At 71.3% G+C, this 23,218-nt stretch carries 20 protein-coding genes; 6 read left to right on the top strand and 14 right to left on the bottom strand.

What is annotated here, in order from left to right; all coding sequences use genetic code 11:
- The first annotated feature begins 15 nt into the window (after positions 1–15).
- On the top strand, positions 16–615 hold the full coding sequence (locus OHA21_RS09285) for a hypothetical protein (RefSeq protein ID WP_328472225.1): 600 nt from the start codon (positions 16–18) through the stop codon (positions 613–615).
- Here the strand turns inward: OHA21_RS09285 and OHA21_RS09280 are convergent, their stop codons facing one another.
- Positions 616–1,656, bottom strand: a complete 1,041-nt coding sequence (locus tag OHA21_RS09280) for a class I SAM-dependent methyltransferase (RefSeq protein ID WP_328472223.1) — start codon at positions 1,654–1,656, stop codon at positions 616–618.
- A gap of 48 nt (positions 1,657–1,704) precedes the next feature.
- Positions 1,705–1,869, bottom strand: coding sequence for a DUF1059 domain-containing protein (locus tag OHA21_RS09275; RefSeq protein ID WP_328472221.1), 165 nt, complete (start codon positions 1,867–1,869; stop codon positions 1,705–1,707).
- A 32-nt stretch (positions 1,870–1,901) separates the two neighbouring features.
- Between OHA21_RS09275 and OHA21_RS09270 the strand changes: the two genes are divergently transcribed.
- Positions 1,902–2,639, top strand: coding sequence for an AfsR/SARP family transcriptional regulator (locus OHA21_RS09270; protein WP_328472219.1), 738 nt, complete (start codon positions 1,902–1,904; stop codon positions 2,637–2,639).
- Between the two features lie 110 nt (positions 2,640–2,749).
- Here the strand turns inward: OHA21_RS09270 and OHA21_RS09265 are convergent, their stop codons facing one another.
- From OHA21_RS09265 to OHA21_RS09250, 4 genes are all read right to left on the bottom strand, one after another.
- Entirely contained in the window at positions 2,750–3,274 is a 525-nt protein-coding gene (locus OHA21_RS09265) for a hypothetical protein (protein WP_328472217.1), read from the bottom strand.
- A gap of 379 nt (positions 3,275–3,653) precedes the next feature.
- Positions 3,654–5,324: an ISAzo13 family transposase gene (locus OHA21_RS09260; RefSeq protein WP_442875064.1), complete on the bottom strand. Its 1,671-nt coding sequence runs from the start codon at positions 5,322–5,324 to the stop codon at positions 3,654–3,656.
- 468 nt (positions 5,325–5,792) lie between these two features.
- Positions 5,793–6,449: a response regulator transcription factor gene (locus OHA21_RS09255; RefSeq protein ID WP_328472215.1), complete on the bottom strand. Its 657-nt coding sequence runs from the start codon at positions 6,447–6,449 to the stop codon at positions 5,793–5,795.
- Positions 6,446–7,753, bottom strand: a complete 1,308-nt coding sequence (locus OHA21_RS09250; RefSeq protein WP_328472213.1) for a sensor histidine kinase — start codon at positions 7,751–7,753, stop codon at positions 6,446–6,448. The genes OHA21_RS09255 and OHA21_RS09250 overlap by 4 nt, the downstream gene beginning before the upstream one ends.
- Positions 7,754–7,876: 123 nt before the next feature.
- Here OHA21_RS09250 and OHA21_RS09245 point away from each other — a divergent pair, with 123 nt between their 5' ends.
- From OHA21_RS09245 to OHA21_RS09235, 3 genes are read left to right on the top strand one after another with little or no spacing between them, the layout of a single operon-like run.
- A complete protein-coding gene (locus OHA21_RS09245; protein ID WP_328472211.1) occupies positions 7,877–8,596 on the top strand; it encodes an ABC transporter ATP-binding protein in 720 nt (239 codons plus the stop codon).
- Positions 8,596–9,339, top strand: coding sequence for an ABC transporter permease (locus tag OHA21_RS09240; protein WP_328472209.1), 744 nt, complete (start codon positions 8,596–8,598; stop codon positions 9,337–9,339). The genes OHA21_RS09245 and OHA21_RS09240 overlap by 1 nt, the downstream gene beginning before the upstream one ends.
- A gap of 51 nt (positions 9,340–9,390) precedes the next feature.
- The gene (locus OHA21_RS09235; protein WP_328472207.1) at positions 9,391–11,016 is read left to right on the top strand and encodes an amidohydrolase; all 1,626 of its coding nucleotides are present in this window, start codon (positions 9,391–9,393) and stop codon (positions 11,014–11,016) included.
- Positions 11,017–11,067: 51 nt separating this feature from the next.
- On the opposite strand, the gene OHA21_RS09230 is transcribed toward OHA21_RS09235, so the two are convergent.
- From OHA21_RS09230 to OHA21_RS09215, 4 genes are all read right to left on the bottom strand, one after another.
- Complete coding sequence (locus tag OHA21_RS09230; protein ID WP_442875081.1) at positions 11,068–12,999, bottom strand: cellulase family glycosylhydrolase; 1,932 nt, start codon at positions 12,997–12,999, stop codon at positions 11,068–11,070.
- 98 nt (positions 13,000–13,097) lie between these two features.
- Positions 13,098–14,759 (bottom strand): histidinol-phosphate aminotransferase family protein, encoded by a 1,662-nt coding sequence (locus OHA21_RS09225; protein WP_328472205.1) that lies wholly within the window; start codon positions 14,757–14,759, stop codon positions 13,098–13,100.
- 1 nt (position 14,760) lies between these two features.
- Complete coding sequence (locus tag OHA21_RS09220; protein ID WP_328472203.1) at positions 14,761–15,483, bottom strand: hypothetical protein; 723 nt, start codon at positions 15,481–15,483, stop codon at positions 14,761–14,763.
- A 41-nt stretch (positions 15,484–15,524) separates the two neighbouring features.
- Positions 15,525–16,730, bottom strand: coding sequence for an acyltransferase family protein (locus tag OHA21_RS09215; protein WP_328472201.1), 1,206 nt, complete (start codon positions 16,728–16,730; stop codon positions 15,525–15,527).
- A gap of 26 nt (positions 16,731–16,756) precedes the next feature.
- Between OHA21_RS09215 and OHA21_RS09210 the strand changes: the two genes are divergently transcribed.
- Positions 16,757–18,103: an outer membrane protein assembly factor BamB family protein gene (locus tag OHA21_RS09210; protein WP_328472199.1), complete on the top strand. Its 1,347-nt coding sequence runs from the start codon at positions 16,757–16,759 to the stop codon at positions 18,101–18,103.
- A gap of 76 nt (positions 18,104–18,179) precedes the next feature.
- Here OHA21_RS09210 and OHA21_RS09205 read toward each other — a convergent pair whose 3' ends face one another.
- The 4 genes from OHA21_RS09205 to OHA21_RS09190 form a co-directional block, all read right to left on the bottom strand.
- Positions 18,180–19,202 (bottom strand): cation diffusion facilitator family transporter, encoded by a 1,023-nt coding sequence (locus tag OHA21_RS09205; protein ID WP_328472198.1) that lies wholly within the window; start codon positions 19,200–19,202, stop codon positions 18,180–18,182.
- Positions 19,203–19,336: 134 nt separating this feature from the next.
- Entirely contained in the window at positions 19,337–19,975 is a 639-nt protein-coding gene (locus tag OHA21_RS09200; RefSeq protein WP_328472196.1) for a TetR/AcrR family transcriptional regulator, read from the bottom strand.
- A gap of 177 nt (positions 19,976–20,152) precedes the next feature.
- Positions 20,153–22,708: a family 78 glycoside hydrolase catalytic domain gene (locus OHA21_RS09195; protein WP_328472194.1), complete on the bottom strand. Its 2,556-nt coding sequence runs from the start codon at positions 22,706–22,708 to the stop codon at positions 20,153–20,155.
- Positions 22,705–23,184 carry a hypothetical protein gene (locus OHA21_RS09190; RefSeq protein ID WP_328472192.1) on the bottom strand — a complete coding sequence of 160 codons (480 nt, stop codon included), beginning with the start codon at positions 23,182–23,184 and terminating at the stop codon, positions 22,705–22,707. Before OHA21_RS09190 ends, OHA21_RS09195 begins: the two co-directional genes overlap by 4 nt.
- Positions 23,185–23,218 lie beyond the last annotated feature (34 nt).

Genomic DNA, 23,218 nt, shown 5'->3' with positions numbered 1-23,218 from the left:
ATGAGCATGGGAAACATGTACGCACGACTGCAGACCACTGCTTCCCGACCCGAGACCGACGATCCCGACAAGATGATCCGCATGCTGACCGAGATGATCTCGGCGCATCCCGGGTACGCCGGCCTGGTGTTGCTCGAAAGCGACGACCAGGCCGGCACCCTCCTGACCCTGTGGCACACCCGCGAGGACGCCGAGCTGGCGTCCGAACGCTCCCGGGCCGCGGCCGGACGGCCTCGGCCCGTCGAGCTGCTCACCGACGACGTCTACGAGGTCGAGGAGCAGGTGAGCGGGCCGGCGACCGGACCGGCCGGGCACGCGCTCGTCGCCTACTTCGACGGGCCGATGAGCCCGGAACGTGCCGCCCTGGCACGGCGCCGCGGGCGGGACCGGATCAGTCCCGCGCTGCGGCAGGTACCCGGCCTGATCCGGACCTGGGTGCTCTGGCATCCAGACGCCGTCAAGATGGCGATCGTGCACCTCACCACCTCACCCGGTGCGATACAGGACGTCGTCACGGCCGTCACCTCGGTCCCGATCGGGGAGGACGAGGATGCCGCTCTGCTGACCGGCCCCGACCGGGTCGGCCGGCACCGGGTCCTGGCGTTTGCGGACTGATCAGGGGCGGGCGACGTACACCAGGTTGAACGGGGTCTCGGCGACCCGGTGGAAGGTCCGGAACCCGGCCTGCCGCACCACGGCGCCGATCGCCGCCTCACCGGCCTGGTTGCCCAGCGCATCCGCGGCGCCTTCGGAGACGGCGTGTGGGACACACAGGTAAGTGGAGAACGAGTAGTAGATCCGGCCGACCGGGTTCAGGTTGTCGGCCGGTGACTCGCCGGCGAACGGTTCGACGATGAGCCAGTACCCGTCGTCGGCGAGGGCTTCCCGGATGTGCCGGGCGGCGCCGGACGGGTCGCCCATGTCGTGCAGGCAGTCGAAGGTGGCGACCAGGCCGTACCCGGTGCCCGGGAAGTCCTGGGCGCTGCCCACCTCGAAGGCGCACGGGCCGGCCGGCTTGCGGGCCAGCACGATCGAGCCCTCGTGCGGGTCGAACCCGGTGTACGTCGAGACCGGGAACGCGTCGGCCATCAGCCGGGTGGACGTACCCAGGCCGCAGCCGACATCGGCGACCGGGATGCCCGCGGCCAGCCGGTCGGCCAGGCCGGGCACCGCCGGGATCCAGGAGCTGACCAGGTTGGCCACGTAGCCGGGACGGTAGAACCGTTCGCAGCCGGTGAACACGTCCGGGTGGTGGTCTCCCCAGGCCATGCCTCCGCCGGTGCGGAAGGCGGTGAGGATCTTCGGGGTGTCGGCGAGGCCGGCCAGCGCGAGCTGGAACGCTCCGGGCACCGCGGGGCCGTCCGGGTCGGCGAAGGCGTACGCCTGCTCGGCGGTCATCGAGTACTTCCCGGTCTCACCGTCGTAGGTGAGGTAGCCGCCCGCCGCCTGGCCGGGCAGCCATTCCCGGACGTAGCGTTCGGCGGTGCCGGTGTAGTCGGCCAGCTCCTGCGGGGTGAACGGCCCGGCTTCGGCGAGGGCCCGGTACAGGCCGAGTTTGTCGCCGATCACCACGTTGCCGGCCGACATCGTCGCACCGAGGTCGGTGACGAAACGGCCCATCAGTTCGTCGAGTCGATCCTGTTGTAGGTCTGTCATGCCGACGAGCGTGTCCGACCGGTCTTGCCGGAACTTTGGCGCAACCTTTCAGTCCGGCAGCAGCTCGATCCAGCCGCGGATGTCCTCGGCGGTCTCGGTGCCGACCAGGTCGGGATGATCGGTCTCCAGATGTGCCAGCACCAGGGCGATGACCGCGTCGTCGGACGGGCCGCGCGCCGTGAATCCGCATTCGCACCGAACCTGCCGGGTCATATTCTTCCCTTCCGTCGGTAACGTTCTGAACCGTGCCGAGCCGTGTGCAGCTGTGCGGGCCGTTCGCCGTGGAGCTCGGCGGACGGCGGGCCGACCAGGCGTTCCCCGGTCGGCAGGGGCGCCTGCTCTTCGCGTACCTGGTGGTGGCGGAACCGCAGCCGGTCACCCGGGACACCCTGATCGACGCGCTGTGGGGCGGCACGCCGCCCGGCTCGGCGGGTGCCGCGCTGAGCGTCGTCATCTCGAAGGTACGTGCGGCGGTCGGTCCGGACATCCTGCAGGGCCGGGCCGGTCTGTCGCTGCGGCTGCCGGAACCGGCGTACGTCGACGTCCGCACCGCCCTGGCCGCAGTGCACGCCGCCGAGTCCTCGGTCGCGCTGCGTGACTGGCGCCGGGCCTGGACGGTGTCGCTGACCGCGCAGTTCGTGGCCCGGCGGCGGTTCATGCCGGAGACCGACGCGCCCTGGGCCGAGTCGTGGCGGCGCCGCCTCGCCGACGCGCAGGCCCGCGCCCTGGAATGCTACGGAACGGCCTGCCTCGAACTCGGCGGTCCCGAACTGCCGGCCGCCGAACGCGCCGCCCGCGAACTGCTGGAGATCACCCCGCTGCGCGAGACCGGCCACCTGCTGCTGATGCGCGCGCTCGCTGCGCGGGGCAATGTGGCCGAGGCGCTCGCGGCCTACCAGCACGTTCGCATGCTGCTGCGCGATGAGCTCGGCGTCAATCCATGCCAGGCACTGCAGGATGCGTACGCCGAACTGCTCGCCTAAACGTCGAAGAGGGCGGCGCGCAGGACGGGGTCGAGCGCGTCGTAGACGGCGTCGGCTTCGGGAGTTCGGTCGTTCTAACAACTCCATCGAGCCGATCGTCCGGCTGCATGTCAGCGTGTTCTGCGACGCCGGAACGCGAAGGCAGCGGCCGCGACGGCGGCGAGGGCGAATCCCGCGCCAAGCGTCGGCCAGAGTGGGCTGTCCGCATCGTTCTCGGCGGCCGGCGCGGCGACCGGCTCGATCGCGATCGCGGAGGGCGGCACTGCAGACGGTGTCGCTACGACAAGTGGCAGCTTCGCGACCCCGGTGCAGAGGCCGGTGTGTCCGTCGCGGGAGTTGACCCGGTATCGCTGGCCTTCCTGAAAGCCGTAACCACAGCTCGCCTCGCTGCGCCCGACCTCCAGCCTCAACGGCGCCGCCCGATCGACGTTGCCCTTCTCGACCGACTCGACATCGAGCCGTACCCAACTGTCGGTCACCTCGCTGACCCGGCCGACGACGATCACTTCGGCGTTCTTCCGTTGCTCGGCCTCGTTCCAGGCGCAGCTGCACGCCCAGGCCGGAGCAGCGGGCGAGACGACCACGGCAAGCCCGAGAAGGGTCAGCACGAACAGCAGGGCGGCACGGATTCTCATAGGAACACCGACGTGCGCCGGCCCTCAACGGTTCCCGCCCGCGCGGTCGACTGAAGTCGACGGGCGCCGACTATCCGCCGCGGCCCCGCGGAACCCTCCGCGGCCACTTGGCGAACCGCAGGTCGATCCCGCCGCCGGCGCAGAGACCCCGGCCAGACAGGCGGACGGGCACCCTTCGGCTGATCAACTGCTCCGGTCGAGGCGCACCGATACCGCCTCGGGCTGCAGATCGGGGTCACCCAAGCCCGTCATACCTGCCTGCGCGACGGCTCGCGCACCCCAGCCGCCACTCACGCACCCAACAGACACCCCAAAACCAGCCGGACCGACGGTTCACGCACCCCAGCCACCGCTCAAGCAGGTAAGGGCTCGTCGATTTTTAACTCGCTGTTTTGATCAAGGCGGGTGCGGTGAATCCGGCGGCGCGGGTGTGAGCGGCGAGGTCGGTGTGGTTGGTGAGGCGGATGTTGCTGGGTTCGATGGGGTGCTGGATTTGGGTGAGCAGGGTGCGGGTGTTGCGGATGGCGACGTTGATGGTGGTGCCGGCGACGCCGAACAGATCGGCGATGACCTTGCGGGGCAGTTGGTAGCGGTCGTGGAGCAAGGTGGCCAGTAGTTGGTGGCTGAGGGTGACGCGGATCTTGCGGCCGCCGCCGCGGGGCCGGGCGTGGCCGCGCAGGTTGTGCAGGAACGCTTCGTGTTGGGCTTGATGGGGAACGGTGAGCCGGTTGATCAGGTCGTTCCATGCGCTGTCGGGCATGCCGGTGATGGCCGGGTGCACCAGCGCGGCCAGGTGATGCAGCGGTGGTAGGGCTGTCGCGGGTTCGCCGGCGGGTGTGGCCGGGTCGGGGCGCAGGGTGTAGTTCCAGTCGCCGTGCCAGTCGTGACGGTCGATGGCCAGGGTGCTCATCTGCTCGTCGGTGATGACGACGCCGGTCGGGTAGTGGCCGGTGTCGAGTTCGGCGTGCACGCGCAGCCCGCTGCTGGTGGTGGTCGCGGCGATCGTGTGGACGATGGTCTCGTGGCTGGTCAGGGGTCGTGCCCGCCAGTTCATCGAGATGTGGGCGAACAAGCGATGCTCGATACGGTTCCATTTACTGGTGCCGGGCGGGAAGTGGCAGACGGTGATCGGTAGCCCGATTTCGGCGGCGAGAGCGGCCAGATCCGTTTTCCAGGCGCGAGTGCGGTAGCCGTTGGATCCGCCGGCGTCCGCGGTGATCAAGAGCCGTCCGGCGTTCGGGTAGCGGTCACGGCCGTAGCCGTCCCACCAGCGGCGCAGAGTGGCGACGGCGAACGCGGCGGTGTTGTGGTCGGTGCCGACGGCGACCCAGCCGGTGTCGGCGGCCAGGTCGTAGACCCCGTAGGGGATCACCTGTCCCAGCTGCGGATCGGCGAAGTCGTGGGTGCGGACTACGGCCGGCTCACCGGCAGGCCGCCACTCGCGGCCCTTGTTCGCGAACGCGCCGACGAGTTCCTTCTTCTTCGTATCGACGCTGACGACCGGGTCACCGCTGGACAGATAATCCTTGACCTGCTCGTTGATGTAGCCGAACTGGGCGTCGCGGTCGGGATGGCGTCTGCCTTCCAGAGTCTTGGCATTGCCCTGAAGGCTGAATCCCTCACCGTGCAGCAGAGCAGCGATCGTGTCCGGCCCGGCCTTATGACCCCGCCCGGCCAGTTCCTGCGCAAGGTGGCGCAACGACTTCGTCGTCCATCGCAGCGGCGACATCGGGTCCCCCCGCTCGTCCGGCTCGACCAGCCCCAACAACGCCGGCATCAGAGCGGGATCATGTTCGGTCACCGGCTTCCGGCCGCCACCGGCACGGCGGACCCGGCCCAGCGGCGCCACCCCGGCCTCCAACTCATCGACGCCCGCAGCCACCGTGCCCTCCCGGACCCCGGCAGCTCGCGCTACCGCCCGGATCCCGCCATGCCCCAGCACCCGAGCCTCAGCACCCAGCAGCAACCGGCGTTGCCGCTCGTCCAGATGCGGCAAGATCACCTCAAACTTCGCTGCCAGCCTGCCCCGTTCCTCCTCCGATACCGCCATAACAGATCAACGCATCGAAATCCGCCAAGCAACGGCTTGTTCTTCGACGAGCCCTAACCGCCATGGACGACGGCTGCAGGATCTCGGCCGTCGCGGGCGCGGGCAACGACCGGGCCCTGCGGTGCGTGACGGCCTGCCGGACGCCGAAGCAGGCGCGCAGTGAGGTTGTGCCGACCGGTGGGATATAGCGGCAGTCGGAAGGTGACAGGGCCAGCGCTGAGGACTCCAGCGTGGCGGGCGCGGGTCATCGGGAAGCCTCGCGTGCGGGACGGGGCCGCCAGCCCGGCAGACAAGGTAGGCACGCAAATGCGGCCGCCGAGGGAGACACCCAACGCGGTCGGCGAGAGAGGCACCCAACGCGGCCGCCGGGAGAGGCACCCAACGCGGCCACCGAGAGAGGCACCCAACGCGGCCGGCGAGAGAGGCACGCAATGTGGTCGCGCGGATCGCTGGGGGCGCCGCCCACGGTCAGGGGGTGACGAGGCCCGCCCGGTAGGCGACGATCACCAGCTGGACCCGGTCGCGGGCGGCCAGTTTGGTCATCAAGCGGCCCACATAGCTCTTCACCGTGGGCATCGTGATGTGCATGCGGACGGCGATCTCCGCATTGGTGGCGCCCCGGGCGATCAGCGTCAGCACCTCGCGTTCGCGGTCGGTGATGCCGGTCAGGGCCGGGACGTCCGAAGCAGGGGTGGGCTGCTTGGTCACCATCTCGATGAGGCGGCGGGTGACGCTCGGGGCGATCAGCGCATCGCCGGTGGCGACCACCCGGATGGCGGTGACGATCTCCTCCAGGGCCATGTCCTTGACCAGGAAGCCGGACGCACCGGCGTGCAGGGCGCCATAGACATACTCGTCGTCGTCGAAGGTCGTCAGGACGATGACGCGCGGCGCGGTCGGTGCGGCGGTGATCTGGCGGGTGGCTTCGATGCCGTCGAGACCAGGCATTCGGATGTCCATCAGTACGACGTCCGGCTGCAACTCCTGAGTGAGGGTCACTGCGGCCGTGCCTGTTGCTGCTTCGCCGGCCACCTCGATGTCCGGGGTGTCGACCAGGACCATGTGCAGCGCGCTGCGGATCAGGGCATGGTCGTCGGCGAGCAGCACGCGGACCGGGGCGGTCATGCGGCCTCGATCGGCAGGCGGGCCACGACCTGGAAACCGCCGGCACCACGGGCGCCGGCGGTGAACGTGCCGTTGACCAGGGCGACCCGCTCGCGCAGGCCGACCAGGCCGAAGCCGCCGCCGGACGGGTCGCCGCCGCGGCCGTCGTCGACGATCGAGATCGCCAGCTCGGACGGCCCGTAGTCCACCGACACCCGGCAGCTCTCCGCGCCCGCATGGCGCAGCACGTTGGTCAGGGACTCCTGAATGACCCGGTACGCCGACAACTCCACCTCGGCGGCCAGGGCGCGCTGCTCACCGCACACCGAATAGTCGACTGCCACGCCGGCGGCCGCTGCGGCCCCGACCAGCTGATCGACGTCGGCCAGACCGGGCGCGGGCTGCAGCGGCGCCTCCGGAGCGTCGCGCAGGCCGCCGAGCATCCGGCGCAGGCCGGACAGCGTGTCGCGGCTGGTGGTCTCGATGGCGCGCATCGCGTCGCGGGCCCGCTCGGGCTGCGTGTCCATCACCCGGGCGGCCGCGCCGGCCTGCAAGGCGATCACACCGACGCTGTGCGCGACGTGGTCGTGCAGCTCCCGGGAGATCCGCAGTCGCTCGGCCACCACGGCCTGGGCCGCGGCCTGCTCGCTGAGCCGCCGGGCGTAGTCGCGGGCCTGCCGCACAGAGAAGCCGAGCAGGCCGGCGACCAGCGCGGGCAGCACGGCGAGGGCCAGCCAGACGGTCCCATCGAAGTCGAGGACGACGGCCCCGGTCGGGTCGGGCTGGCGGACGACCACCCGTAGCAGGGCCGCGACCGGGAACGCGGCGAGCACCGCTGCGAGCGCGGCCGCCCAGGCCCAGGGTGGTCGGGTCACGACGATGCGGGCCAGGACGAGGTCGGCGGCGACGAGGAACACCGCCAGGAGGTGCTCGGGGTTCATGGCCAGGCCGTCGGTGCCGACGGCGAGCACGAGGACGACCGCGGACACGACCATCGCATAGAGCGCCGCCACCGGGCGGCGGCGCACCTGCGTGCCGGCGCCGAGGGCGGTCGCCGTGGCGAGGACGATCAAGGCCCAGCACCAGGCCGGGCGCGGGTCCATCCCGGCCGGCATGCCGGGCAGGCCGGTGTAGCCGCGCACCGCCCCGAACGCGGCCAGCACCCAGATCAGCGCGGGCCAGAAGCCGGGCGCCGCCTTCGCACGGAACAGCGCAGGCCAGAAGCCGGGCCGGACGCCGGGCGCGGCGTGGCCCCGCGGCGCGGCGTGGCCCCGCGGCGCAGCGTGGCCCCGCGGGGAGGCGAAACCCAGCGGCAGTCGGGACATGCGGCGAGCCTATCGGCGGGGTCCGACAAGAACATCAGACCACGGACGTACGACCACGGTCGGCACCCGGCACGGCCTGCGGTTCGATGACGGGCCGGGGTCCCGCGCACAACAGTGATCGGCATGATTGAAGTCGAACGGTTGACCAAGCGGTACGGAAGAACCACCGCGGTGGCGGACCTGTCGTTCACGGTCCGGCCCGGCCGGGTGACCGGGTTCCTCGGCCCGAACGGCGCCGGCAAGACCACCACGCTGCGGGTGCTGCTCGGCCTGGACGCGCCGGCCAGCGGTACGGCCACGATCGGCGGGGTGCCGTTCCGGAGCCACCGGCGCGGTCTGCGGCACGCCGGCGCCCTGCTGGACAGCCAGCAGGCACACCCGGGGCTGTCCGCGGCCGTACATCTCATGTCCTTGGCCCGCAGCAACGGCCTGCCGAGACAGCGGGTCGACGAGGTCCTCGGCGAGGTCGGTCTCACCGGGGTGGCGGGCCGGCGCGTCGGGACGTACTCCCTCGGTATGCGGCAGAGGCTGGGTGTGGCCACCGCGCTGCTGGGTGATCCCCCGGTGCTGATCTTCGACGAGCCGGTGAACGGCATGGACCCCGAAGGGGTCCGCTGGGCGCGCGGGTTGTTCCGGCGGCTGGCCGCCGAGGGCCGCACCGTGTTCCTGTCCAGCCACCTGATCGGTGAGATGGCCGCGACCGCCGACGACCTGATCGTGGTCGGTCAGGGCCAGCTGGTCGCCGCCGGCACGGTCGGTGAGCTGGCCGGCAATGGCTCGTTGGAAGACGCGTTCTTCGAGCTCACCGCGGCGAGCGTCGACTACCGGGCCGGGGGTGTGTGATGCGGGACCTGATCGCGGCCGAATGGCTGAAGATCCGCTCGTTGCGGTCCACCCGATGGACGATCCCGCTGACCACCGCGGCCGTGATCGGCTCGGCGGCGTTCGCGGCGAACGCCAAACCACCCACCGACGAGCTCTCGCTGAGTGACGGGTTTCCGCTGGCCGGATACCTGGCGCTGATCGTGGTGGCCACCAGTTTCGGTGCGTCGACGATGCTCGGCGAGTACAGCAGCGGCCTGATCCGGGCCACCGCGGTCGCCGTCCCGGCCCGCCACGAGGTCGTCCTCGCCAAGGCCGCGGTGGTCGCCGCCGTCTGGGCGGTGGCCGGCGCGATCATGGCCGCGGGTTCCTTCACGGTGGCCGGGCTGATCCTCGGCGAGGTGACGTTCGACCGGCCGGGCACGGCTGCGGCGCTGGCCGCCGCGGCACTGATCGCGCCGGTCAGTGCGCTGGTCGGGCTCGCTCTCGCGGTGCTGGTCAGGCACAGCGCGGCGGTGTACGTCTCCGGCATCCTGCTCTTGGTCCTGCTCCCGCAGTTGTTCGGCACGCACCAGGAGCTGACCAGGGCGGTCAACCACGGGACGCTGGTCTCCGGCTGGCAGCGGCTGACCCAGTCCTACGGTCCGCCGGAGGCGGTGGGCGAGATCTACGCGACCGCCACCCAGGCCTGGCTCGCGTACGCCCTGTGGCCGTTGATCCTGCTCACCGCGGCCCTGCTGGTGCACCGCCGTCGCGACATCTGACCGATGACAGACTGAGCGGATGACGGAGACGGTGGGCGGCGGGAAGAACCAGTGACTGCTGATCTGATCTTCACCAACGGCCCGGTCCTGACTCTGGACGCAGCACGCACCCGGGCCACCGCCCTCGCCGTCCGGGACGGCCGGATCCTCGCGGTCGGCCACGACCTCGGCGAGCTGCGCGGCCCCAAGACCGAAGTGATCGATCTGCAGGGGCGGCTGCTGCTGCCGGGTTTCCAGGACGCGCACGTGCACGCGGTCTTCGGCGGTCTGGAGAGGGGCCAGTGCGACCTCACCGGCACCACGGAGCTGGGCGAATACCAGGAACGGATCCGGACGTACGCCGACGCGCACCCCGACCAGGAGTGGATCACCGGGAGCGGCTGGTCGATGGAGACCTTCCCCGGCGGCCTGCCCACCCGGGAGCTGCTCGACGCGATCGTGCCGGACCGGCCGGTGTACCTGACCAACCGCGACCACCACGGCGCCTGGGTCAACACCGCCGCTCTGCAGCGGGCCGGGATCACCCGTGACACCCCCGACCCGGCCGACGGCGTGATCAACCGGGACGCCGCGGGCGAGCCGATCGGCGCTCTGCAGGAGGGCGCGGTCTCGCTGGTCAGCCACCTGATCCCCGCGGCCACCCCGGCGGACCTGCTGGCCGGGCTGCTGCGGGCGCAGCGGCTGCTGCACTCGCTCGGCATCACCGGCTGGCAGGACGCCATGCTGTGCGGCAGCAACGGCTATCCGGATCCGTCGGACGCGTACCTGGCCGCCGCCCGCGACGGCTCGCTCACCGCCACCGTGACCGGCGCCCTGTGGTGGGACCGGGACCGCGGCGCCGAGCAGATCCCCGAGCTGCTCGCCCACCGCGACCGGCTCACCCTCGGCCGGCTCACCTGCAGGACCGTGAAGATCATGCAGGACGGGGTGGCGGAGAATTTCACCGCCGCGATGACCGCGCCCTACCTGGACGGATGCGGCTGCGCCACCGGCAACAGCGGCATCAGCTTCGTCGACCCGGCCGCGCTCGCCGGGTACGTGACCGAGCTGGACGCGCTCGGTTTCCAGGTGCACTTCCACGCGCTCGGCGACCGGGCGGTCCGGGAAGCCCTGGACGCGGTCGCGGCGGCCCGTGCCGCGAACGGCTTCCGCGACACCCGGCACCACCTGGCGCACCTGCAGGTCGTGCACCCGGACGACATCGCCCGCTTCCGGCAGCTCGGCGCGGTCGCGAACCTGCAGCCGCTGTGGGCCGCCCACGAACCGCAGATGGACGAGCTGACCATCCCGTTCCTCGGCCCGGAGCGGGCGGCCTGGCAGTACCCGTTCGGCGACCTGCTGCGCGCCGGCGCGACCCTGGCGGCGGGCAGCGACTGGCCGGTGAGCAGCCCGGATCCGATCCAGGGTGTGCACGTGGCGGTCAACCGGGTCGGCCCCGGCGAGACCGGGCCGGTCTTCCTGCCTTCTCAACGCCTTGATCTCGGTACGGCCCTCGCGGCCTACACCGCCGGCAGCGCGTACGTGAACCACCGCGACGACAGCGGCACCCTGCGCCCCGGCAACGTCGCCGACCTGGTCGTTCTGGACCGCGACCCGTTCGACGGCCCACCGGTGGAGATCGGCGAAACCCGCGTGGACCTCACCTATGTGGCCGGCGAGCTGGTCCACGAGCGCTGACCGGAGGTTCGCCCGCCGCCGTTTCGCACCGGCGGCGGGCGAACCGAACCGTCAGGACGCGCTGCAGGTGATGTCGGCCGGGGTTCCGGCCGCGCCCGAGCCGATCAGGCCGAACGTGGTGCTCGCACCCGCGGCCAGGGCGCCGTTGTGGGCGGCGTTGCGCACGGTCACCGCCGGGGTGCCGGATACGCCGTTCCACACCGAGCCGACCGTGGTGCCGCTCGGGTAGGTCCATTTCACGGTCCAGCCGGTCGAGGCGGTGGTGCCGGTGTTCTTCACCGTGACCTCGGCCTGGAAGCCGCCGCTCCACGAGGTGAGCGTCTTGTAGGTGGCCGAGCAGCCCTGGTTCTCGCCGCTTCCGCCGCCCGCCGCGGTGGTGACACTACGGCCGGCCGATGCGGCCGAGACGTTTCCGGCCGCATCCCGGGCGCGCACGCTGAAGGTGTACGCCGTGGACGCCGCCAGCCCGGTGACGTTGTAGGTCGTCCCGGAGACAGTCGCCACCACAGTCCCCCCGCGCAGCACGTCGTAGCTGGTCACACCGACGTTGTCGGTCGACGCCGCCCAGGTGAGGGTCACCCCGCTGGAGGTCACGTTGCTCGCGGTCGGCTGGCCGGGCACCGACGGCGCGGTCGAGTCGCCCTCTCCCCCGCCGTCGCCGTAGCGCTGGCCGAGGCTGATCCCGTTGGCGCCGAGCGGCGTCTGGTGGTCGAGGCCGACGAACTTGCCGTTGTGCTGCCACAGGGCCGGCTTGAGCAGCGCGTACTTCTGCTCGTCCCAGGTCTTCCAGTCGTCGAGCAGCAGACCGCCGGTGTCACCGGAGTTCGGGTTGAGCACCCAGAACGTCTGGTGCAGCTTGTGCTCGACGATCAGGTCACGCAGGGCGGCCATCCACTTGTCCTGCCGGGCGTCCTGCCCGAGCCGGCCGCCCCACTCGCCGATCAGCAGCGGTGCGGTGCCGTTCTCGTGGATGTAGAGCCAGTTCGGCCGCCACACGTCGTCGGTCAGCGTGGTCTTGTCGAACGGCTTGTCGAACCACGGCTGGTTGAACACCAGCGGCCCGTAGTCGTGCGGCGAGTAGACCAGCTGGTCCTGGTTGGCGCCCAGGTTGACCGGGTGGTCCTTGACGCCGCGCAGGTTGCCGCCCCACCAGGTGTTGTAGAAGTTCGGGGTGAGGTCCGGGTTGGTGTTGGGCGAGCTCCAGGTGGCGCCCGGCCGCGGGTAGGCCTGGTTGCCCTCGACCAGCACGAGCACGTTCGGGTTGATCGCGAGGATCCGCTTGGCCGCCGTCTCCGCGACGTACTTCCAGTTGTCGGCGTCCGTCGAACCGTCCCACTTCGCGCGCGGGCTCTCGTTCTGCGCGCCGTGCGGCTCGTTCTTGATGTCCATCGCGACGATCGTGTCGTTCGCCTTGTAGCGGTTGGTCACCCACTCCCACCCCTGGTAGAAGTTCTCGGTGGTGATCGTGCCCTTCCACCACACCGGGTGATTGTGTCCGGAGTTGTCAGCCTCGGCGCTGTGCACGTCCAGCATCACCTTGATGCCGTACTGCTTGCAGAGCTCCAGCCAGAAGTCGAAGATCTGCAGGCTGTTCTTGCCGGTCAGTTCGGGGTTGGCGTACGTGTTGACGTTGACCGTGCCGAAGGTGCCGGCCTTCCACTCCAGCAGCAGCTGGGTGGAGATCGGTACGCGCACGATGTTGATGCCCCGGTCGGCCATCGACTTGGTGATCTCGGTGATGTTGCCGGACCACAGGCCGTGGAAGACGCGTTCGGAGGCGTTGAAACCGAACCAGTTGGTGCCGGTCAGCCAGACCGGGTTGCCGGCCTCGTCGACGATCTGGTTGCCCTGCACGTGCAGCCAGTCGTTGGCCGGGACGGCGGCCGCCGCTGGTGTGCCGGCCGGCGCAAGCAGGCCGGTCAACGCCAGGACCAGACCGGAGGCGGCGCCGGCCAGGCGTTTCCTTCCTCTTCTGTCGAGCACGGTGGTACTCCTTCACGGGGAACGGGAAGGGAGTGGGAGCGCTCCCATCGACATCTTGTTATGTCTGCCGACCGGACACAACCTTTTCGAAACAGCGATCAGGCGAAGGCGGCGACGATCCGGGCGTTCGCGACCGGGTCCTTCACCGCGATCCGGACCGTGCGGCCCTCGAACACCGGGGACATCGGGGACAGGTCCCGCAGGTAGATGCCGTGACGGCGGCACTGTTCGACGACCTGAGGGGCGCTCTTCGCGTACCGCGGCATGGTGACCAGCAGGAAGTTGGCTGCGGCCTGGTCAACGTGCAGGTCCGGATCGGTGGCCTGCAGGGCCGCCGCGAGCTCGGCGCGCAGCGCGACGGTCTGCTGCCAGCGCGCGGCGTAGTAATCCGGATCGCGCAGCGCGGCGACCGCCGCGAGCTGGGCGGGGAGGCTGAGCGCCCAGGGCGGCGTCCAGCGGCGCAGCGCGGCCGCGGTCGCGGGATTACTGATCAGGTACGCCGCGCGAAGGCCGGACAGCGCGTACATCTTCGACATCGACGTGCAGACCGTCACGTTCGGTGAGGTCGCAGCCAACCCGGCAAGGGAGTTCTCGAGACCGACGTAGCCGATGTAGGCCTCATCGACCCAGATCCGGGTGTGCGGCGGCGCCTGAGCCGCGATGTCACGCAGTGTGTCGCCCGGCAGCCAGCCGCCGGTCGGGTTGTTCGGATTGATCAGCACCGCCAGGTCGTAGCCGCCGGTCGCGAGCGCGGCGGTGAGCCGGCCGGGATCGACGGCCCGGGCGATCCGCAGGCGCTTCACGCGGCAGCCGATCACCTCCTCAGTGACGTGCGCGTACTCGCCGTAGCCCGGGTCGATCAGCAGCACCCGGCTGTCCGGGGTCAGCCACTGCCGGAAGGCCCGGAAGATCAGATCCGACGAGCCGGCGCCGACCGTCACAGTCTCGACCGGCACGCCGCGGGCCGTGGCGATCTCGGCACGCAGGCCGGTCGCGTCCACCGGCGGCGAGGTGCGGGCCAGCCAGGCCGGGTCGTCGGTGAGCGCAGCGAGGACGCCGGGTGCGGGTGGAAACCAGGCATCGAGCACGTCCGCGGAGACCACGGACGTACGCCGGTGCAGGTCGAACGAGGCGCCGCCGTGGAAACAGCCGTCCGAGTCAGCGCGCATCGGCATGTCCAGGCGCCAGTCCATCGCTGGGGCGAGACGGTCGAGCGCGGAGGCGTACCGTTGCCGGGTCTGCTGTTGGATCTCACGCACCGTGGCTGCCATGACCTCGAAGCGCACCGCCCCGGAGATCACCTCGCGGCCGGTCGGGCGCAGCCCGGCAGCCCGGTACATGCCGCCGAGATCGGCGCGGCCCATCGCGACCACCCGCCGACCGCCGCGCGACATCACCCAGCGTAACGCCGCGTACATCAGCCACGGGCCGGCCGGCGTGCGCCGCCAGGCCGGGTCGACGGTGAGGATCCGGATCTCGAACACGTCCGGCTCGTCGAGAACCGGCAGGTCGGTGCGGGACAGATACTTGTCGAGCGACCAGCGGCCGGCCCACGGCGGCGTGATGCTGACGAACCCGATCGGTGTATCGCCGCAGGTCGCCACCAGGTAGACCACGCCGAGACCGTCCAGCGCATCGCTGAGCCGGGCCGCCGCGTTCGGCTCGTGCTGTCCCAGCTCCTCGGCATAGACCGCATGCCGCAGCCGGAAGATCCAGTCCTGGTCGGCCGCGGTTCCCGGACGCAGTCCGAGCCGCGTCACCTCAAGCTCCGCAGGTGTGCGCCGGCTGGCGGCGGCGCAGACGCGAGGTCAGGTACGCCACCGGCGGATGCGGCACGTCCGGATGCAGGAACCCACCGGGGGTCGGCGCCCAGGCCCGCAGGTCGAGCCGGTAGCCCGGACCGTCGCAGGCCAGGGCCATCACGGTCAGCGCGTCACCGACCATCTGGGCGAACTCAGTGCTGTCCGGCCAATCCAGGCAGCGGCGGTGCACGGTCTCCAGCAGTGCCCGGCCGGCCGCGCAGTCCTGCCAGTGGAACTGGGCGACGGCCCGCATCGCAGCCGCGCAGTACGCCCGGATCTCGTCGTGGACGGCGGCGGCCAGCTTGAAATACTCCGTGCACTCGGCGACGGCGGCCGGGTCCTCGGCGCACAGGGCGATGTCGGCCAGCACCGCGCTGGAGGCGAACAGCAGCTCGTCGGCCTCGCCCGCGATCACCGCGATGGCATGCGCGGACCGGGCCGCAGTCGCGGCCTCCCGCACCTGGTACTGATCCCGGCCGTCGGCGTTGATGCAGTGCAGGCGCAGGTAGGTCTCGGCGAGCAGCAGCGACCGGATCGGCGGCGCCCATTCGTCGTCGTGGCGATGCAGCGTACGCAACGCCTGCTCCGGGTTGACCAGGATGGACCGGCGGATCATCGACAGGGTGTCCGGCCGTTTCCGTGGAGCCCGCTTCGCGGGAGCCTTGTTCTCGTCGGACAGCACCCCGGTCCCTCTCCCGCGCGTGATCACCCTGAGCACAGGAATCACCACCTGCCGTGATCAGATCCTTGTCCGCGCGACGGCCGCTGGGAAGGGCCGACCGTCCACAGTTTTCCGTCCCGCATGCCGAACAGGAAGCGGGTCACCCGGGTGCGCCGCACCGCGAGGTCGTGGACGGCGAACATGACAGCGAACGAGACCACGACGATGACCAGGTATTTCACCGCGATCGGAAGGTCCCAGCGGACCACGAGATAGGCGACGGCCACCACGATCGGTTGATGCAGGATGTAGAGCGGCAGCGCGGCGGCGGCCAGATAGGCGAGCACCCGCCGGTTGCCGCCCGGCCCGCCGGTGCTCGTGCGCGGACGGTCCAGCAGGCCGAGGATCGCCACCACCCAGCACCAGCCGGCCAGGCTGAACAGCACCCGCGCGGTGATCGCGTGCGCGGTCATGTCGGTGAACGGATCACCGTCGGCCGTGCTCAGCGCCATCCCGGCGGCGCCGAACAGCAGGATCCCGGCGACCGCGGCGATCCGGGCCTCCCGGCGCATCGCGGCACGGAAACGGTCATCAGCGGCAAGGCCGAACCCGAAGAGGAAGAACAGCAGGTACGCCCAGCGGCTCCAGCCCGCGTACGACTCCTCCATGCCGTGCAGCGCGCCGACGAGTGCCAGCGGGAGTGCCGGGAGCACGAGGACCACGCCTCGACGGTCCACTCCCGGCAGGGTGGGCAGCCGGCTCGCCACCACGGCGAGGATCAGGGAGTACGCCAGCAGCATCACGACGAACCACAGGTGCCCGCTCTCGAAATACTCGCCCTGCACCAGGAACGGGAAGTCGGCCAGGCTCAGGTGGACGTCGAAGAACTCCCCCAGGAACCGCCAGTACGAGTCGTCGTAGCCGGGGTCGGCCGACTTGAGCCGCAGCCACTGCGGGAGCGGCAGCAGGGTCAGCGTCGCGAACACCAGCGGCACACCGAGCCGCAGCAGCCGTTCGCCGGCGAACCCGCGCACCCCACGGCCGCGCATCGAGTGCCACGCCCCGAACCCGGCGATCAGGAACAGCGACGGCATCGCCCACACCACGCCCAGCCCGGCCACCCAGGTGATCGCCTCGGTGGTCTGCGGGTTCTTCACATAGAAGTCGTCGCGCGCGTCGAAGACCAGGGCGCTGTGGAAGAACACCAGCCCGAGTACGACGAACAGGCGGATCGCATCCAGCTCCGGTCTGCGAGTGGCGGCACTCATCGGGGCAGTGTGTCACCCTGACGGTAATGTCTCCGACCGTCATCGAGCTCGGCGATGTGTCCCGACCCGCCGGGCCTTTCCATGATGATCCGCTGCCCTCCGTGGATCGGCGGCTCGCCCGCCGGCTGCGAATCGCGGCGGTGGCGGTTCTGTGCGCGTTCACGCTCGGCGCCGCGGTGCCGGCGGGCCCGGGTGCGGTCCGCCAGATGTGGGAGCTGCGATTCGACAGGGCGCAGGCGATCACCCTGGCCGGGGACGTGGCGTTCGTGCACCGCCGGATCGACGAGGAAGCGGTGCTCACCGCGTACCATCTGCCGACCGGCGTGCCGCGCTGGAGCCAGACCACCGGGCATGACCTGGGCGGGGTGGAGTTCCGGCCGGAGGCCGGGGTGCTGCTGCTGAACAGCGGCGAGGCCACCGCGAGGCGGGTGTACCAGGACGGCAGCTCCGGCGAACTGCTGTTCTACCGGGAGACGGTCGCGCTGGACCCGGCCACCGGCGACCGGCTCTGGACCCGGCCCGGCCAGGCGCTGGCGAGCGGCGCCGGCGGCGTGCTACTGGAAGAAGTCGACGCCACCGGCGCGGTCACGGCGGTGGGCCTGGTGCGCGCCCGCGACGGCGAACCGGTCTGGCGGCGCCCGGTGACCGGCATGCCGACCGCCACGGTCTCCTACCGTGACGGGCAGCCGCACCGGATCGTCACGGCCACCGAGCGCGGCGAGCTCACCGTCCTCCGGTATGCGGACGGCAGCCTGCTCGGCAGCCGGCAGGTGCCGTGGGCGGCGACCGTGCCGAGCTCCGGGCGCCACACGCTGATCCGGACGGCCGGTGACCGGCTCGTGGTGGCCCGCAGCGGACCGCAGCAGTCCACCGTGACCGCCTACGACATCGACACGCTCGGCGACCTCTGGCGTACCGTCAGCGGGCCGTTCCTGTGGATCCAGGACTGCGGGAAGGTGCTCTGCCTGATCGGTCACCACAGCCTGTCCGGCCTGGACCCGGCCACCGGCCGGACGCGCTGGGAGACGCCGGAGATGGCCGTGGTCACCTGGACCGGCGGCGGCCGGCTACTGGTCAGCGACAGTGCCGACCCGCCCCGGCAGTATCTGCTCGACGCCGCCGACGGCAGCCGGGTAGGGCCCGGCGGGATCGGCCAGGCCTACGCCGCGCCGGACGCCACCGACGCGGCGCTGCTGCTGCGCCCGGCGGCCTCGCCGGCCGGGCACACCGCGGTCAGCCGCCTCGACCTGCACACCGGCGAGACCCGGCTGCTGGGGGCGATGCCCACGGCCCACGAGTTCGGCTGCGACGCCTCCGGGACGTATCTGCTGTGCCGCTCCGCAGACCGCCTGATCGTCACGGCCGCAGGCTGACCCCGGCGACCAGTCGCGGCGCTCATGTCGTCACGGCTGCGGGCCGACCCGGCAACCGGTCGCGGCGCTCGTGCAGTCACGGCTGCGGGGTGGCCCCGGCGACCGCAAGCCGGTCGCGGCGTTCGTGGGAGAGGTCGCGGTGGTGGCCGTCGCCCGGGTGGCTGTCCGGGTCGACGTGCACGGTCGCCGTGGTCAGCCGGGGCACGTGGTGGGTGAGCTGATGCTCGACGTCGGCGGCGATCTCGTGGGCGGCGATCAGCGTCAGCCCCGCGTCGACCACGATGGCGGCCTCCGCGTGCAGGTGGTGGCCGATCCAGCGCAGCCGCAGGCCGGCCACGTCACGGACGCCCGGCACCGCGCGCAGCTCCTCCTCGGCGTGGTCGACCAGGTGCGGGTCGACCCGGTCCATCAACCGCCGGTACACCTCGCGGGCGGCGTCCTTGAGCACCATGGCGATGGCCGCGGTGATGGCCAGGCCGATCACCGGGTCGGCCCAGGACCAGCCGGCCCACGCGCCGGCGGCGGCGAGCACCACCGCGAGCGAGGTGAATCCATCGGTACGCGCATGCAGCCCATCGGCGACCAGCGCGGCCGAGCCGATGCGCCGGCCCACAGCGATGCGGTAACGGGCGACGATCTCGTTCCCGGCGAACCCGATCAGCCCCGCCGCGGCGACCCAGGGCAGATGCGTCATGGTCCGCGGGTCGAGCAGCCGGTCGATCGCGAACCACGCGGACGCGGCGGCCGAGGCGGCGATGACCAGGACGATCACGATGCCGGCCAGGTCCTCGGCGCGGCCGAACCCGTACGTGTAAGCGCGGGTCGCCGCCCGCCGGCCCAGCCAGAACGCGATGCCCAGCGGAACCGCGGTCAGCGCGTCGGCCACGTTGTGCAGGGTGTCGCCGAGCAGCGCCACCGAGCCGGAGAAGGCGACGATCACCGCTTGCAGGACGGCGGTGGCACCGAGCCCGGCCAGCGAGATCCACAGGGCGCGCATGCCGATCCGCGAGGATTCGAGGGCGTCGTCGACCTTGTCGGCGCTGTCGTGCGAGTGCGGCCATCGGTGGTCGCGATCATGGTGGTGCCCGTGTGTGCCCATGACTGCCTTCCTCGTACCTGCCCGTCGAGGCCCACGATATGTGCGCACGCACGTATGCGACAACGTTGCAGATGCCACTGACCTGCAAGAACACGCCCGTGGCGGCACCGCGACGGGCCTGGGCGAAGCCCTCTTCAACTACTGGGGCTGAGCCCGCCGCCGTCGGTGGTGACGGTGCGGGCGAGGCGGTCCAGGTGGGCGCGAACCCCACCGACCAGGTCCAGCGTGCCGCCGCTGAGCACCCACTGCAGCTGCAGCCCGTCGCTGACCGCGATGCAGTCCCGGGCGATCGCCGCGCAGTCCAGATCCGCCCGGAACTCGCCGCTGTCCACCGCCCGCTGCAACAGCCCGGCAAGCTCACCCACCGCATTCCGGTAGCGCTCGGCGAACAGCCCATGCGCCGGGCTGGAGGTGTCCGCGGCCTCGGCCGACACGATGACGAACAGCTCGATGAGCCCCGGCTCGGCCAGCTGCCGCTCGGTGGCCCCGACCAGGCTGCGCAGCACGTCCCGCCCGGATGCGCCCGCGGCGGCCTCCCCCACCCACTGCCCGGCGGCAAGAATCCGTCGCTCGACGACAGCGAGCAGCAGGTGCTTCTTCGAGGGGAAGTGGTGCAGCAGCCCACCCTCGGTGATCCCCACCTCGGCAGCGATCCGGGCCATCGAGGTGTCGTGGTAGCCGCCTTTGACCGCGAAATAGCGAGTAGCGGTCTCCAGGATCGCCTCCCGGCGCGCGATCCCCACCCGATAGCCACCCTCAGCACGCCGAGCCATGCCGGTCACGCTAGCCGAGCCCATCCGGCTGACCACCAGCGCTCCCTCAAGCGCCCGAAGACAGCTCTGGCTGTCAGCCGGGCAAACCAGCTGACCGCGAGCGTCGCTTCCAACGCCCAGAAGCAGCACTGGGTGTCAGCCGGAACCACCGGCTGACCGCGAGCGTCGCTGCGGTGGTCAGAGGGCGTAGGTGCGGTGGTGGACTCCCGGCGGGAGGGTCTCGTCGCGCAGGACGGCGGTCGTGCCCGGTGGGACCTGGGCCTCGACGGTGAGGTGGGTGGGCGTGCGACGCCAGGAGACGGCGGCGGTTCCGTACGGGGTCTGGTGCACAGCCTGCGCCCAGTCGAAGAGCGGCACCGGCGAGATCAGGAACCGGCGGTAGCCGGGTGACAGGATGCGCAGGCCGGCCACGTGCGTGTGCAGGAACTCGATGACCGCCCCCTTGCTGTAGTGGTTCAGCGACATCTGGGCGGTGCCGTCAGCGCCGACGCCGTCCCAGCGTTCCCACACCGTGGTGGCGCCGCGGTCGACCATCTCGAGCCAGGACGGGACGCCGGTGGACATCAGCAGCCGGTGCGCGACCGAGGCGTGCCCGTTATCGGCCAGGGTCGGCAGCAGCAGACCGGTGGTCAGGAAGCCGGTGCCCAGGTGGAAGTCGGCCGCTTCGATCAGCGCGACGAGATGGCCGGCCACCGCCGGGCGCAATGCCGAGGGGACCAGGCCGAAGGCCAGGGCGCGCACGTAGTTGGCCTGGCTGGGCCGGGTCAGCCGCCCGTCGGGCAGCAGGTATTCGGTCTGCCAGGCGGAGAGGGTGCCGGCAGCGAGCGCACCATATGACCGGGCGTCGTCAGCGTGTCCCAGCAGCTCGGCGATCGAGGCGAGCAGCCGCGCGGACTGATGCAGGTAGGCCGTGGCGACGATGCCGTGGTCGGCGTGCGGGTCCAGGTGCGGTTCGACGCCCGGTTCGAGCCATTCGCCGAAGTGGAAGCCGGTGTCCAGCAGGAACCGGTCATGCGGGCGGACGAGAGCCGGCCGGGACGGATGGCGCTGCGTGGCGGCCAGCAGGGCGCACCGGTCCACCCAGGCGCGCATGGCCGGGTAGTGCTCGGCCAGGACACCGCGATCACCGTACGCCTGCCACAGCTGCCACGGCACCAGGACGATGGCGTCGCCCCAGCCGGCCGACCCGTTGGTGGCCCGCAGCGGCGACGGACCGCCGGGATCGGGCGACACGTTCGTGATCGTGCCGTCCGCCCACTGGTCGGCGGCCAGGTCACGCAGCCATTTGGCGCTGAACCCGGCGACATCATGGGTGAACGCCGCGGACGGCTGGAAGATCTGCCAGTCGCCGGAGAATCCGGACCGTTCCCGCTGCGGGCAGTCGGTCGGGATGTCGCAGGCGTTGCCGAGGAAGCTGCGCACGGCGTTCTCGTGCAGCCGGTTGACCCGCGCGTCCGAGCACGCGAAAGTGCCGGTCCGGGCCAGGTCGGTGTGCACCACGACGCCGCGCAGGTCGTCCGGGCCGAGCGGGCCGGGATGGCCGTCGATCTGCACGTACCGGAAGCCGTGCGTGGTGTGCCGCGGCTCGAAGACGTCGCCGGCGCGGCCCGCGGAGATGACGCTGTCGACCTGTCCGGCCGGGCGGAACCCGCCGTTGACGAAGTCCGGCGCCCGCAGATGATCGGTGGTCACCGACCCGCCGGCGTCCAGGATCTCCCCGTGCGTGAGCGTCAGGGAGGTGTCGACAGGACCGATATTGGTCAGCCGGATCCAGCCGTTGATGTTCTCGCCCAGGTCCGCGACGTGCGATCCACTCGCCAGCCGGGCCACCGAGACCGGGACGATTTCGCGGATCCGGCGCACCGGCGGGGCGATCGGAACGGTCAGCTGGGCGTACCCCTCCCCCGGCTCCGGATGGACCGAATGCCAGGCGTGCGCCGCACGCCGGTCCTCGCGCTGGCCGTCCATCAGGTCGGCGGTGAACCAGGCCGGCCGCGATTCCCAGGCACCTCCGGTGCCGATCACGGTCCGCGATCCGTCCGCGTGGCTCACCGTGAGTTCCGCGAGCAGCGCGGTGCGGTCGCCAAAACCGTCGGCGGTACGCAGAAAGCCGTGCCGCCCCCGGAACCAGCCGTCCGACAGCACCGCCGTCAGCACGTTGCGCCCCTCCCGCAACAGGTCAGTGACGTCCTGGTCGCAGACCTGCAGCCGGGAACGATAGGCCGTGAACCCGGGCGTCAGCTCCTCATCGCCGACCCGGACCCCGTTGCAGAACGCCTCGACGATGCCGTGCGCCGTGAACCGCAACCGCGCGTGCCGCCCCGGCGCCGTCAGGGTGAACACGGTCCGTAACAGGTATGCGGGCCGATTGCCGGGCTCGGCGATCACGGGTTCGTGCGGCCGGATCCACTCGGCCTGCCACTGACCGGGCGGCAGCGCGCGTTCCCAGCTCGCCGGCGCCGACCAGTCGCTGACCCCGAGATCGGTGCGGACCCGGACCCGCCAACTGGCCCGCCGGCCCGGCGAAGGCTCCGGGCCGGTCCACGGCACCAGCACGCTGTCCGCCGACTCGATCCACGGCGAGACCCAGTCGCCGGACGACCACTGGTAGGCCTCCTGCCGGGCGGTCCCGGCGGGCAGGAGCCAGGACAGCCGCGGCCGTCCGCTTTCGATCAGCGGCGACTCGCCGGGGCGGGCGTATTCGGCGCGCAGGCCGGTACAGACGGTGTTCATCGGTGCCAGCATGCATCGCGAAAACCGAGGGCGCTAGGTTTTGGCGTGGCGGAGAATTCCAGGATCCGCGCGAACTGCTCCCGGGTCACGAACGACGGGTTCGCCGCCTGCGGCTGCCGCAACACCTCGAGATCCGTGAACTCGGCGCGCAGCAGGTCCCGGCCGATCCACCGCGAGGGCGGCCAGATCGTCAGATCCAGCGGCACCCACCAGCCATGACCGTCCGCCTCCGGGCGCGCCGGCCCGGTCAGCGTCCCCAGGCCCCAGATCCCGTAGGCGACGTGCCGGCTGCGGCTCCCACTGCCCCAGAACAGCACCGGCTGACCCGCGGTCATCAGGTCCAGCCGGTAGCTGCGCTGCACGCACCACCGCTCGACCTGCGGTTCCCGCGCGAACCGGCCGCGCAGGTCGGTGTGGTCGGCGTTGCCCTTGATCAGCCAGGCGCCGAGATTGGTCGCGGTAACGCTGTTGCCCACTTCACCTTCCGTCTTCTATCGGAACGAAAGCCGC

The organism is Actinoplanes sp. NBC_00393 (assembly GCF_036053395.1).
Lineage (GTDB): Bacteria > Actinomycetota > Actinomycetes > Mycobacteriales > Micromonosporaceae > Actinoplanes.
The sequence above is the reverse complement of the archived record's forward strand: the minus strand, read 5'-3'. Positions and strand labels throughout refer to the sequence as shown.

Excerpts from the sequence above, each read along its gene's own strand:
- OHA21_RS09200 (WP_328472196.1), bottom strand. The coding sequence starts at position 19,975 with ATGGCTCGGCGTGCTGAGGGTGGCTATCGGGTGGGGATCGCGCGCCGG.
- OHA21_RS09275 (WP_328472221.1), bottom strand. The coding sequence starts at position 1,869 with ATGACCCGGCAGGTTCGGTGCGAATGCGGATTCACGGCGCGCGGCCCG.
- OHA21_RS09285 (WP_328472225.1), top strand. The coding sequence starts at position 16 with ATGTACGCACGACTGCAGACCACTGCTTCCCGACCCGAGACCGACGAT.
- OHA21_RS09245 (WP_328472211.1), top strand. The coding sequence starts at position 7,877 with ATGATTGAAGTCGAACGGTTGACCAAGCGGTACGGAAGAACCACCGCG.
- OHA21_RS09260 (WP_442875064.1), bottom strand. The coding sequence starts at position 5,324 with ATGGCGGTATCGGAGGAGGAACGGGGCAGGCTGGCAGCGAAGTTTGAG.
- OHA21_RS09195 (WP_328472194.1), bottom strand. The coding sequence starts at position 22,708 with ATGAACACCGTCTGTACCGGCCTGCGCGCCGAATACGCCCGCCCCGGC.
- OHA21_RS09215 (WP_328472201.1), bottom strand. The coding sequence starts at position 16,730 with ATGAGTGCCGCCACTCGCAGACCGGAGCTGGATGCGATCCGCCTGTTC.
- OHA21_RS09255 (WP_328472215.1), bottom strand. The coding sequence starts at position 6,449 with ATGACCGCCCCGGTCCGCGTGCTGCTCGCCGACGACCATGCCCTGATC.
- OHA21_RS09280 (WP_328472223.1), bottom strand. The coding sequence starts at position 1,656 with ATGACAGACCTACAACAGGATCGACTCGACGAACTGATGGGCCGTTTC.
- OHA21_RS09240 (WP_328472209.1), top strand. The coding sequence starts at position 8,596 with ATGCGGGACCTGATCGCGGCCGAATGGCTGAAGATCCGCTCGTTGCGG.
- OHA21_RS09250 (WP_328472213.1), bottom strand. The coding sequence starts at position 7,753 with ATGTCCCGACTGCCGCTGGGTTTCGCCTCCCCGCGGGGCCACGCTGCG.
- OHA21_RS09205 (WP_328472198.1), bottom strand. The coding sequence starts at position 19,202 with ATGGGCACACACGGGCACCACCATGATCGCGACCACCGATGGCCGCAC.
- OHA21_RS09265 (WP_328472217.1), bottom strand. The coding sequence starts at position 3,274 with ATGAGAATCCGTGCCGCCCTGCTGTTCGTGCTGACCCTTCTCGGGCTT.
- OHA21_RS09210 (WP_328472199.1), top strand. The coding sequence starts at position 16,757 with ATGTCTCCGACCGTCATCGAGCTCGGCGATGTGTCCCGACCCGCCGGG.